11 protein-coding genes are annotated in these 12,888 nt (G+C 42.8%); 2 read left to right on the top strand and 9 right to left on the bottom strand.

Annotated elements, in window-relative coordinates; genetic code table 11:
- Positions 1-165: 165 nt before the first annotated feature.
- The 9 genes from AYJ08_RS10055 to AYJ08_RS10095 all read right to left on the bottom strand — a co-directional run bounded on the left by AYJ08_RS10055 (position 166) and on the right by AYJ08_RS10095 (position 7,817).
- On the bottom strand, positions 166-888 hold the full coding sequence (locus tag AYJ08_RS10055) for a KDGP aldolase (protein WP_064017608.1): 723 nt from the start codon (positions 886-888) through the stop codon (positions 166-168).
- Positions 888-2,003 (bottom strand): DgaE family pyridoxal phosphate-dependent ammonia lyase, encoded by a 1,116-nt coding sequence (locus AYJ08_RS10060; protein ID WP_064017609.1) that lies wholly within the window; start codon positions 2,001-2,003, stop codon positions 888-890. The genes AYJ08_RS10055 and AYJ08_RS10060 overlap by 1 nt, the downstream gene beginning before the upstream one ends.
- Before the next feature lie 89 nt (positions 2,004-2,092).
- Positions 2,093-2,743: a DUF4310 family protein gene (locus AYJ08_RS10065; RefSeq protein WP_064017610.1), complete on the bottom strand. Its 651-nt coding sequence runs from the start codon at positions 2,741-2,743 to the stop codon at positions 2,093-2,095.
- 1 nt (position 2,744) lies between these two features.
- Positions 2,745-3,533, bottom strand: coding sequence for a DUF4311 domain-containing protein (locus tag AYJ08_RS10070; protein WP_031415411.1), 789 nt, complete (start codon positions 3,531-3,533; stop codon positions 2,745-2,747).
- A gap of 23 nt (positions 3,534-3,556) precedes the next feature.
- Entirely contained in the window at positions 3,557-3,904 is a 348-nt protein-coding gene (locus tag AYJ08_RS10075) for a DUF4312 family protein (RefSeq protein ID WP_064017611.1), read from the bottom strand.
- A gap of 13 nt (positions 3,905-3,917) precedes the next feature.
- Positions 3,918-4,277: an SFCGS family glycine-rich protein gene (locus AYJ08_RS10080; RefSeq protein WP_003336150.1), complete on the bottom strand. Its 360-nt coding sequence runs from the start codon at positions 4,275-4,277 to the stop codon at positions 3,918-3,920.
- A gap of 12 nt (positions 4,278-4,289) precedes the next feature.
- Positions 4,290-4,667 (bottom strand): PRD domain-containing protein, encoded by a 378-nt coding sequence (locus AYJ08_RS10085; RefSeq protein ID WP_064017612.1) that lies wholly within the window; start codon positions 4,665-4,667, stop codon positions 4,290-4,292.
- The gene (locus AYJ08_RS10090; protein ID WP_064017613.1) at positions 4,658-5,791 is read right to left on the bottom strand and encodes an amidohydrolase/deacetylase family metallohydrolase; all 1,134 of its coding nucleotides are present in this window, start codon (positions 5,789-5,791) and stop codon (positions 4,658-4,660) included. Before AYJ08_RS10090 ends, AYJ08_RS10085 begins: the two co-directional genes overlap by 10 nt.
- Before the next feature lie 7 nt (positions 5,792-5,798).
- Positions 5,799-7,817, bottom strand: coding sequence for a BglG family transcription antiterminator (locus tag AYJ08_RS10095; RefSeq protein WP_064017653.1), 2,019 nt, complete (start codon positions 7,815-7,817; stop codon positions 5,799-5,801).
- Positions 7,818-8,147: 330 nt separating this feature from the next.
- Between AYJ08_RS10095 and AYJ08_RS10100 the strand changes: the two genes are divergently transcribed.
- Positions 8,148-10,097 carry a glycosyl hydrolase family 18 protein gene (locus AYJ08_RS10100; protein ID WP_064017614.1) on the top strand — a complete coding sequence of 650 codons (1,950 nt, stop codon included), beginning with the start codon at positions 8,148-8,150 and terminating at the stop codon, positions 10,095-10,097.
- Between the two features lie 399 nt (positions 10,098-10,496).
- Complete coding sequence (gene helD, locus AYJ08_RS10105) at positions 10,497-12,845, top strand: RNA polymerase recycling motor HelD (protein WP_064017615.1); 2,349 nt, start codon at positions 10,497-10,499, stop codon at positions 12,843-12,845.
- The last annotated feature ends 43 nt before the right edge of the window (positions 12,846-12,888 follow it).

Genomic DNA, 12,888 nt, shown 5'->3' on the forward strand with positions numbered 1-12,888 from the left:
TCATTATAGCAGGTTTCCCCTCATCAATGCTGCCTAGCTTATAGGAGCAAAAAGAGACTGAATGGGATATACCCAATCAGTCTATCATTCATTATTTTATACGACTAACGAAGCCGAATCAAAGGGATCATTCGGAAAAAATTTCGCGCCGAAATCAAATATAACCTATAACCACTCAGCCAATGCAGCTTTTAAAGCCTGCACATCTTCTATTCTTGTCAAACCAGTCGCTTTATCCACGATAGACGTATAGATATGGGGAATCACTTCTCTAGCACCATTTTCGATACAAACGCGCACCGTTTCTGCCATATTTTGAATCGTAATTCCGCCTGTAGGCTCAAAAATCGTAATACCTGCTTCCACAGCAGCCTTTACCATGGCAGTTAGCTCGTCTAATCGGTTATTCAATGGATAAAATTTGACAGAAGGGATACCCATGTCCGCGATTAATGCCGCCGCCGCTTCACATGAGATGGCTTCCTCATGCCTCTGACTCTTTGGCCCTGTGGTTACATACACCTTCCCTACGGTTCCGCTTGGGGTAATCACCGCATTGACAATGGTATTTGCCCCACCTTCAGCCTCCAATAGTCCAATCGTGTAGCCGGCTGCTGGAAATACTTGATTCACGTGCGGTGGGATCGTTTGCTTGGCTACCTCAGCTACTTTTTTCCACTGAGTGGGGTCAGCCGCTCCTAAGCCTACTGACACTGGAATCCTTGCTTTTTGATACTCCCTTACCTTTTCAACTGCCAATTCCACACTTGAAAATGACTTGACCATAAGACCAATTAATACCTGTCCATTCAATATTTCCATGATATCCTTTGCATTCTCAGGGTCTCTGGCTAATAAATTGACGCGTACTTTTACATGGCTACTCATCATTTTCCTCCTCTTATGCTTGCTAGTATCTCACGTAAACGCTGAGCAATCAGATTTTCTTGTTGGGGAAGCAAGGGTCTCGGGTCAATATAGATGATTCCTACATTGGCATAATGATCCCTTGTATAAATAGAGGGATTCCCTTCTTTCAATTTTTGCGCTAGCTCGATAGCCGTCATACCAGCTATGGCTGGATCAATCGTTAGTTGTGCCCGGTAAATTTCGCGTCCAGCCTCATCCTGAACAATGCGTCCTGTGATTCCTGACAAATCCTTTATTTGCTCCAAGAATGATTGCATGCGCCCCTTTTGCTCCTCACCCGTATCACGCTTATTGGCGTAGCGCTCCAGTGCCACTGTTAAACCAATCAACGCTTCCTTCCCGACCTTCATTGCACGACCTATACCTTTGTACTGAGCATGGCACGCTTCAATTAAGTGCTGTTTGCCACAAATAAGACCCGAGGTTGGTCCCTCGATGGCTTTACCACCACTATAAATAACCAAGTCTGCTCCCATTTGAACATACTTGCGCAAATCTTCTTCAGCCGCTGCATCCACAACCACAGGGAGCTGATGACGATGCCCGATCTTTAGCATGGTCTGAAGAGATTGCATCCCCTTCTGTACGGCATGGTGGGATTTGATATAAAAGAGCCCAACCGTTTTCTCGCTAATCGCACCCTCTATATGCTCGGCCTCCACAAAATTGGCATGACCTACCTCAATTGCTTGTGCTCCTCCCAAAGCCATCATTTGTGGGACAGCTCCACCAAAATGTACAGAATGCCCCTTCTGTATAATCACTTCATTCGGAACACCTTGTAAAAATGGAATTTTCTCCAGTTTCGAAAGATTGCTTCCTGCAATAATGGCCGCAGTAGCAATTGCTATTCCTGCCGAGGCTCCAAGTGTTGGACAGCCTCCTTCTGCACCGGTTGCTTTTGCGATACGTTTCCCAACCCAAGTTAACAGCTCCTGCATATCCACATAATCCATCGAAGCTTCTGAAATAGCACGAGCCACTTCGGTATGAACAGCACTTGCACCTAGCGCCGTCATCTTTCCACTCGCATTAATGACGGCTTGAAGACCTAGCTGTTGATAGATTGACATGTTTTTCTCAGCCTTTCTGTTTCTAGCGTATGTGTAAAAAGATACAGTAACCTAAGTGCACGCAAGACAGATTTCAAAAAGCACCTCTTTTATGCTGGAATCGGAAAAATTCCTCCCATAATCATAGCTCCAATGATTGCCCCTCCTGCAATGGACTTTTTAAACGCATAGAACAGAGCCGCACCAACTGTCGCACCAATGCCCACTGGTATCGAGGCCATAATCGCTGTGATAACAATTAAGGGTCCTAAATACCGACCAGCAGCATTTCCCGCCCCCATCATGACATCTGCCCCAAAGGTTGAGGTAGAACCAGCTACCGTATAGCGCCGAATGAAAATAATAATGATCCCAATCAATAAACCTAGACCGGCACCTACTAGCAACGCGAGCGGAAACGATTCTATAGGAGCCACGATTCCGGCTCCTAGCAACAGGGCAGGTACTCCAATCCCGATTCCCGTTTGTAGAGCACCGCCGATATCCAAAATCCCTACTAGGGGGCCTTCTAAGACACGGGCAAACAAGAAGCTAGCGCCAAATGCCGCTGCAGCACCATAGCTTCCGCCTTTGATCCCTGCCTCTAACATCGCTACAATAGCAATATCATTAAATGCCCCTACATGATGCACATAATACATATGTGTACCAGCAAAAATCCCCGAGCATAAGCAAGCGACAAAGATAGGAAAAGCCCATTCAGACATCCAAAAGCCTTGTTTTTCTAACGATTGGTCCATATCATTTCACCTCTGATCCAAATAATTTGTGTAAATCAATGAGCCATTGGGGAATATCCACCTGAATACTATGCAGAAACGCTACATCGAAACCACGGAAGAAACCACTTAATGTGTATAAAAGCACTACTGCAAACACCAAGGTTTTCGTAATACGGTTCCAGCCGCTATCGTCCACACCTTTACCGATGAGAATACCAAGAACAATACCAGGGACAGCATTCCCCATGATTAAGTGAGCCAATCCACCTAGTACCGTCCCCCATAAACCAGTACGCTTACCAGCATCCATCGCAGCCATCCAGAAAACGATTGGCATGATTGGGTTAATCAGCCAGTTTGCAGCCGGGACCAATACCTTGGTTGCTACTAACTGCATGGAAGATGGTATGGACGAGGCGGTAGAATTTAATAAAGTCACCACGACAACCCCTACAAGCGCTCCTACAAATGCCATTTTTTTCGGATCATGTAACGTTTCAGAAACATTCCGATTTTTCCATAACAGACCAGCCGCTGCCCAGTTTGGGATAATCCGATGATCAACGTCCTGAGTCAACGCACCTGCACCTACAACAGACGCCCATGCATTAAATAAAAATCCCAAACCGAATGAAAAGTGAGATATTGGATCTCCTTCACATGCATTTAATTCACCAAAGGTACGAAAAGCACCCATCCCTTGCACATTGGGAGCGTGAAACATACGAGCTGCACCTGCTCCAACTCCAAACCCAACGAGTGCACCAATAATGATTGATTTCACAATAATGACCAAGGTGATCCCCATCCGCTACTCCCTCTTTTCTGTGCTTACGTGTTAGGATTCTTCGCTAGATTTATTTGCCTGCTAGAAGTTGATTGTATTTCTTCCGTAAACGGTATTTTGGAAAGCTCAATTACACGTAAACGGACCAAAATACGCACTTCAATCGTGTATTTCGTTCTAGTACGCGGAAACAAAATCCCTAGAAAGCGCTCTTTATAGGAAAATTGCGTTGCCTTCAAAACCTCAACATCCATCGGTTCAATTCGTAAAATGAGATCAGGAATTTCGCGAGCCATCTTGCTTTTAATTTGACTAAACACAAATTGAAAGGCAGCTTCTTTAGAATCACCGCTTCCGCTTAACGTCAACGTGTAATCAAGCTCTTTATACATTCCCTGCTTCCTCCTATCCTTTCATTTTTTTAAACTCTTCTGTCATCCGTCTCCCCAATTCCTCCGTATCCATAAACCCAAAGCCAATCACTTTTTTCCCTTCACGCAAGGCCGTAATGCCAGCATCTATGGAGCGTAAGCCAAATTCAATCTCATAGCCATATTTCGTTTTAGCTGTAACAGCGCCAGCTCCACCGCTTCCACAAAAAGATAGTCCAAAATCGGCATGCTCCTTATGCATGTAATCTCCGACCTTCATATCTGCTCCGACTCCCGGAATAAGGATAGGTAACCCTCCAGCCGCTTTAATCCCTTTCGCAATATTCTGTCCTTTCCCCAGACGATCTCCAATAACCACCTTAATTTCACCCATTACAATTCCCTCCTAATTCGTCTCTTCTAATAAAGCCTTTGCTGTTTCTAAATGAACTTGCAGCAAAAAGATTTCAATTGGTTCGACCGAAAAACCATATTGCACCCCATAAGCACCCAAAACCTTTTGCGAGATTTGCTGTAACCTTACATCTCCTTCTTCCATTAAAGATAAATCCATTGCAGCTAGTCTCTCCTTATTTTGCACTCGTCTCATAAAGGCCAGCAGGTGAACTCCCATCGCAATCCAGCGTTCCTTGTTAATCGTCAGCGGAATCTGGCTCGTCAACTCCTGTATGTCTTCAAGCAGCTTGGTTAGCTCAGACGCTTCTGTATCTTGGATGGGAGATAATTTAGCTACTTCCTCCACGATGCTTATCTTCATACGCATTTCAATACCTTTCCTGATTTAATAGTGAGCTCTGGCTGCAAATAACTTGATGTGGTGAGGGTAGCTTGCTTTGAATCAGTTAGTTCCAAAGGCCCTTTTTTCATTCTCAACAGGCTAATATCAGCTCGTGTCCCTTCTGTTAAGGTGCCGATTTCATGCTCTTTTCGTAAAATCCTAGCTGGATTACATGTGCTCATCTCTACCACTTCATCGAGAGAAACACCTAACGCTAGTAATTTGTTCATTGTCATTGCTAAGCTGTGTACAGGCCCATCTATGTTCTGCCGATAAATGTCTGTACTAATGGTGTATGGCTTAATCCCGCATTCCAGCGCACGTCTCATCGTGGCAAAGCTAAAGCTAGAGGTACCATGACCGACATCAAAGATTACACCGCGCTTCAATGCCCGTTCTGCTTCAGGAAGCAAGCTACCCTCCTCTGTAAAAATACCGCCTTTTTTCCCATGAAACGCATGTGTAACAACATCCCCAGCTTCTAGTAATTCCAATACTTCATGTAGAGCTGGAGGTGCATTTCCTATGTGAACCATCACTGGTACCTCTAGTTCTCTTGCCACCTGTTTAGCTACATACAGGGGCTTACTTCCGTTTTCTTGTACCACAGAAGCGCTCATTCTTGCTTTAATACCACGGATACGCGAATCACTTTTCATTAGATGAGCTGTTTCTACTGGTGCCAATTGAGATAAATCAGCTAACTCTGAAAGCCCTCCACAGAGCCCTAATCGTGAAATATTGATCCAAGCAAGTACTTCCGTCTCACTGCTCGTAACAGCTTTTTCCAGAAAAATAGGATAGCTTTCCACGCCGGCACTCCCAGCATCCACCACTGTTGTCACACCCTGCTGTACACCAATCCGATCAGTTTGAATGCCCAGCGGTGTATAATCTGTGAATATATGCACATGCAAGTCTATTAATCCAGGCGTCACTATCAATTCTTTCGCATCAATCACCATTTTAGAGGTTGGAAGAGGCATACGATCATCTGCTTCCCAAACCCTTTGAATTATGTCCTCTCGAATCCCAATATGAAAGCGACCGTTTCGGCTGTTAGCTGGATCTATCACAAGACCATTACAAAGAAGTACATCGTAGTCCATTTTTATTTTAGCCCCTCTCTTCAGTGAAATATCGCATGATGGCAGTAAGCTCGCTGGTTGGCACTGTAAGACGCTCCTGCTCAAAAAATTGGATTAACTCCTGACGATAGGCCTTCATGTGACGAGATTCTTGTAATCCGCTTGTCTCATAGTTTAGATAAGAACTGCCATGCGACAGGCGATTCACCATTAGCAGAACGTGTAGAAGCAAGCCTTGCTGCCTCTTTTCAGGTAACAGATCAGCAAATCGACTCGTTAATTTCATTCCAATCTCAAAACCTTGCAGGATAATGTCCTGTGTCATATGTTCCATTTCCTGAGCCATGGCAGATGAAATATTCTTCACAAGCAGACTAGAATTTGTTCGCTCTCTGCTTGGGAACGGATCATTACAGGAATCTACTGCACTTGATAGTTGCTTAGCTGTATGTGACTTCTCTTTTATTGCCTGCCATTCTCCTGCTTGGGAGGCTTCCTCCAGTTGCTTTGCTTTTACCACGTTTAAAACAGATTGTAGCTTTTCTCGATCCTGTTTTGTGGGCAGAGCATTTATTTGCACAACAGGTACTTTCGCCTGTAGAGGGATTACACTAACGATAAGGTCAACAGAGCGGCTTTGTAGAAAGCTATCAACCTCCAAGCTAGAGCATAGGCCTACCACTTGTAATGTTTTGATTTCTTTTTCTAAATGGGTCTGTAGAAATCTTGCTACTCCTCGTCCCGTTCCACAAACAATTAAGGTCCGCACTTGCCTATGACCTGCCAATCTTTCTTGAGCAGCCTGAAAATGAAGGACAATGTAAGCGATATCAGAATTAGAAAGTAGAATCTGATACTTTGCAAACTTTTCTAAGCAAATTTGCTTCAATACTGTAAACAAAGAAGGATATGTCCGGATGATATCATCAGTCAGTGGATTCGGATCCAAAACACCATTTCTGTATTTCACAATTCGATCTGACAGATGCGCAAATAAATGCTCCATTAAGCCTGGATCTTCTCGAAATCTAATCCCATATTTGTCGGTTACTGCTTGAATAAGTTCATCAGTCAGTGCATAAATCTCTGCTTGCTCGTAGGAATCGACCGTATACTCATAGGCATGCGGGTCCACGATCATCCCGATGGTCGGCATACAAATAAAGGCTATTTCCTTCTCAGTGATCGGAAGCGACAGTTGTTCAGACAAGACTTGCAGTTCATTTTGGAAATAGGCAAAAATAGAAAACTGATGAATAGCTGAAATCTCTAACGTATCTAGCTGGTTGCTATATCCGCTACGCAAGCGTTGCACGACTATCCCCATCCGTATCAATAGGCTTATAAGAACTCGGTCTGACAAATGAATCCGTAGTTCTTTCCCTATACGAAGAACGACACGGTTTAATGCTTCTTTTAATCGGTATGCCTCCTCTTCTCTTATTTTCAATCTCTGAAAAATTGGCATGATGAGCGCCATGCTATCCTGTTCTTGTGAAATGCTCTGTACTAGCTGAAACATTTGAGCACCGTCAAGTAAATCCAGCATTAATTGCTCTAGTGCTAGCCTACGCTGAAGTTCAGTACCAACAATTCGTAAGCCAACACGTAGCTTTCGTTCAAGATGTAATTGCCAATAGCTACAGAAGCGCTCTACCTTTTCAAGGTCTGATATGATCGTATTGCGACTTACCAATAAGCTCTCAGTAAAATCCTTGATCCGCAAATATCGGACTTCACATAATAGCTCCAAGGCGATATAGCGAGCTCTTTCGTTTTGATGTAAAAAAATTTCATTTGCCCTGTGATTTTGTAACCAGTCTATTATTTGATTTTTGATCTGTCCCTCACATTCCAGCCAGATTCCCTTATTGGGTTGAGATAGCAAAGGAATATGTCGTTCTTTCAGCCAAGCGCGGATATGCTCTAAATCATATTTGACGGTTCGTTCACTAACTTGAAAGACTTGCGCTACTTCTTTTATTCGGAGTGGTTCTGGTGCTAGCACCAATGTTTTAATAATTTCACGCGATCGCGAAGACAGCATGCCTTCCTCTCCTTCCCGTCTCACCAATGTTGTAAGCGCATCCATCACTTGTTGATTTCATTATAAGTCTGTCTCCTCTTTTCTTAAAGTTCGATTCCTTTCCCTATCAGATGGTGCAAAATTCGATACTTCATAGACGAAACGATAAACGATTTGAACTTGCTGTATTTATAAAAATATCAATAAATAGCAAAATACATTACAAAAAATTATTATTCATTAACAAAATATTTTTTTGCAATTTCAGATTAAAAAAAGTATTGAAAAAAATCCACAAACAGGAAATAATAGGAATATAGTTGATATAAATATTAAAAAGGAGGCTGAAAAATGAAAAGATTTTTCTCATGGCTATCTACGCTTCTCGTTTTGGTAGCAATGCTTGTACCCAACACATCCTTTGCCGAGAACAGGAGCAACTCCTCAACCTCAGATTCAAAGACGGCTGCTTCTCCGTATAACAAACGGATTGTAGCGTATTATCCAGAATGGGGGATTTATGCAGGACACAACAATTATACGCCTGCGAAAATTCCCTGGAGTAAAATTACCCATCTCAACTATGCATTCGCAGACATTAACATGACAACGGGAACCATCGATTATTTTGACAAATATGCAGCGACAGAGGCCTTAATGGATGGAGCAACATGGGGTTCTCCTGATGCAGGTACTCTAGGTTCTATTCGCAAGCATAAGAAGCAATATCCACATGTTAAAACGATGATTTCCATCGGTGGCTGGTCTAGGTCTGCCGGATTCCATGACGTTGCCAAAACGCCAGAGGCAAGAGCCAAATTTTCCAAAAGTGTGGTCGATTTTATTCGTCAATGGCAATTCGATGGAGCAGATATCGACTGGGAATACCCCGGCTTTAAACGCGACCCTGATAAAGTAGACAATCCTAATGATCTTGGTACACCAAAAGCAGATGATACCGAAAAAGAAACCTTTACTCTCCTTTTAAAAGATCTTAGGGAAGCGCTTACTAAAGCTGGACAAGAAGATGGAAAATACTACGAGCTGACAGCAGCAGTAGGTTGCGGATTAGACAAAATCGCCAAGACCGAGCCTGATAAATATGCCCAATACCTCGATTTCATCAATGTCATGACCTATGACATCCACGGCGCGTGGGAAAATAAAACAGGTCATCACTCCCCTCTTTTCCCAAATCCGAAAGAACCCTATGAAGAATTCGTCAAAGTGAATTACAATACGGCTCAAGCAATGAAAAACTTCGAAAAATTTGGTATCTCAAAGGACAAGCTAATTGTCGGCTCTCCTTTCTACTCCCGTGGATGGGGACAGGTGAAAAATGATGGTCCAATTCCTGAACTGCCTGGTTTGTTTGCTTCCACTGTTCCTGAAAGTGTAAAGGGAATTTGGGATGGTGGTCGAAACGCAGGCAACAATCCTTACTACCATATCAAAGAGGTGCTAGAAAAAGATCCTGCCTTTAAAAAGTATTACGACCCTGTTGCCAAAGCTCCTTATCTTTACAGCGAAAGCAAACAACAAATGTTTACTTATGAGGATCCAACTTCCCTACAAGAAAAGGTGAATTTTGTTAACCAAAATGGATATGGCGGAATCATTGTCTGGGAAGTGACAGGGGATCCAAAAGAGGAATTAATTCGTGTCATCGCAAATGGCTTCAAATCTGGCACCACCCCTACAGAATATGGAGCTATTTCCTTAGAGGTTGCCAAGCAGTCCTACTCCTTCACACCTGAAATTACCTTTAATGGCGCTACCTATAACGTTGCTTTTGGGCAGAAAAAGCTAGTGGAGCAAGTGCCAACAGGTACTTACGCGATCACGGCAAAACCATATGAGGATACCACCTACAAATACTCTCCAATCGTTAAACCAGCTACCGTTCATATTGCCAAAGGGCAGACACATCCCGTCACAATCGAATACAAACAGGAGCCTAAAGGCCCTACCGATCCTGATCCAAGCAAAGTTCAAGCTAAGGTGGATTTTCAGATAACCTCACAGTGGGATAATGGGTACAATTTTAACCTAGTAATAACCAACACAGGGAAAACACCTATTATAAATTGGACCTTACAATTTGACTATACAGGTCAGCTCACTTCTGTTTGGGATGCCACACTCACACCAGGTCAAAACAACTACACGGTTAAGCCTCCAAGCTGGGCAACGGAAATTGCCCCCGGGAAATCCTATACAATCGGCGGCGCTGGTTCCGGGAAAGCCTCTGTTCCTACCAACTACAAAATAAATGGTTCACCAATTACAGGAACCTCATAGTATCTTCTTAAAAACTTATGAAAGAACCTCAGTAGTAAACAGCATGATTGAAATACGATTTACATTCGGTTTACTACTAACACTGATTAATATTTGTCCACAATAAAAAGAAGAGCCTGCGCTGTTCGTTTGCAGGCTCTTCTTTTTGCCGATCAAAAAACCTCCCGTCCACTTTAAAGGCAATTGGGAGGTATCGTTGACGATAACTGATTAAGAAATTATATGTAAGACCTCGTAAATGACATTGAAAAAATCCATTCATGATGATAGAATGGAAGATGCCTCTGTAATTCACTTTTAACAATCACAATTATCTACTTAGATTTTATCATGTGAAGATTCAATTGTCAATCCCCTTCTGCACATTTAATTCAAGTAAAAGGAGTGACTTATCTCGTTATGACAGATCAAAATTGGAAACAAGAGCAAATACGTGTTAATCAAGTCATTCATGAAATTGATCGCCGGTTAAAGCAATACGAGGCTGATGTACATGTGCTTCAATCTGATGTGGTTGAAATGCGCAAAACCTTTTGGGACGATGTGACCGTGAATTTAGACGATCCTCATGAGGCCGCCGAAACCTATGCTAGCGTCAAGCAGCAAGCAGAAATATTATCCGAGCGGGAACGTACACATGTGCATACCCAAAACCAATTGCGTACCTTAAAACGCTTACGCGAATCTCCTTACTTTGGTCGAATTGACTTTGTTGATTATGCTTTGCAGAAAAAAGAGGCAGAGCGCATCTATATTGGTCTCGCATCTCTTCTTACCCAAACAGACGATGATCTATTAATCTATGACTGGCGTGCCCCTATTGCCAGCCTCTACTACGATTATCCACCTGGAGAAGCCCAATATGATACACCAGACGGCATTGTGGTTGGATCACTTGAATTAAAGCGACAATTTATCATTAAAAATGGTACGATCGAGGGGTTATTTGATACGGGTGTCACTATTGGAGATGAGCTGTTACAAGAGGTACTTGGCAAACAAGGAACCAATCAGATGAAGACTATCGTTTCCACCATTCAGCGTGAACAAAATCAGATCATCCGTAATGAAAAAAGCCAAATATTAGTCGTACAAGGAGCGGCTGGGAGCGGAAAGACCTCCGCTGCTCTCCAACGTATCGCATACTTACTCTACCGCTATCGAGATCGTCTATGTGCAGATCAAATCGTTTTATTTTCACCAAATCAGATGTTTAATAGCTACATTTCTACCGTGCTGCCAGAGCTTGGCGAAGAGAATATGCAGCAAACAACCTTTCAGGATTATTTGAGCAAGCATATTGGAAAAGCTTTTACAATAGAAGACCCCTTTTCTCAATTAGAATATGTTCAGACAGCTTCCAAGGAGTCAGATTATCAAGCAAGAGTAGAGGCCATTCGCTTCAAGGCTACCTCTGATTTTATACAGCTCATTGAATGCTACGTCCACCAATTAGGCAAGCAGGGTCTTATGTTTCATGACATATCATTTCAAGGCAACGTGTTAATCACCCAAAAGCAAATTGCAGATAAATTCTATTCCTTTGATCCTTCAATATCCATCCCCTTGCGAATCAAACAGCTAGCTGACTGGTTACTTGCGCAATTAAAACTAGCAGCGCGCAAAGAGCAAACGAAGTCTTGGGTAGAGGAGAAGCTTGAGCTATTAGATAAGGATGATTTTCAACAGGCCTATGACATCTTAGTAAAACAAAATCGCTTACGAGGAAATTCATTTGACGATCATGAGCAAGAGAAAAAAATACTAGGGCGCATGATTGTAAACAAACACTTTAAGCCATTGCGGGCTCGAATCAAACGACTTGGGTTCCTTGATCTTCCTTCCATCTATCAACAGTTGTTTACAACTGCTCTCGATACAGAAAGTGATACGATTACTCTTCCCAATCAATGGGAAAAAATTTGTTCCTTGACTCTAGAAAAGCTTAGTCATCGTGAGCTTTATTACGAAGACGCTACTCCTTATCTCTATCTGCAAGGCTTACTCAAAGGCTTCGGTATAAATACACGGGTTTTACATGTTTTCCTAGATGAAGCACAAGATTACTCACCTTTTCAGCTAGCCTTCTTTAAAAAAATGTTTCCCTTTAGTAAAATGACCTTACTTGGAGACTACAATCAAATGATCTTAGCCCATACAGCTTCCACTCACGAATGGACAGCATTTACGTCCACATTTTCTACTGCCAATAGCGAAATCATTCAACTGACCCGTAGCTACCGTTCCACTCGACAAATCGTTTTGTTTACACGTGAACTTGTTGAAGGTGGCCAAGATATTATTCCTTTCAATCGGGACGGCAGAAAACCTACCCTGACAATGGCAGGAAACATTACCACGCTTACCTGTGGTATCATAAAACGCCTTCAAGAATTACAGCAAGCAGGGTATCGCACCATTGCCGTCATTTGTAAAACAATGAAAGAAAGCAAGGAAGCATTTGAGCTACTGCGAGCAGAGTTATCTGTACGGCTAGTGGAGCAAGACACAGCTAGCTTTGAGCCTGGCGTGCTTGTCGTTCCTGCCTCTCTTTCCAAAGGCGTTGAGTTTGATGCCGTCCTTATCTTCAACGCCTCGGCAGATCAATATGGAAAAGAAAGCGATCGAAAGCTACTGTATACAGCATGTACCCGGGCTATGCATGAATTGCATCTCTACTGCCTCCAGAACATTAGTCCATTTATTTCGTCAGTTTCTTCTGAGACGTATGAACTGCTCCAAGAGTAGTATTCCTTTTTTCAGTCTACACAAAAATCCCATTCCTCTAAAT

Origin of the sequence: Brevibacillus sp. SKDU10 (assembly GCF_001645205.1) — a bacterium.
In the GTDB taxonomy this organism is placed as follows: domain Bacteria; phylum Bacillota; class Bacilli; order Brevibacillales; family Brevibacillaceae; genus Brevibacillus_B; species Brevibacillus_B halotolerans.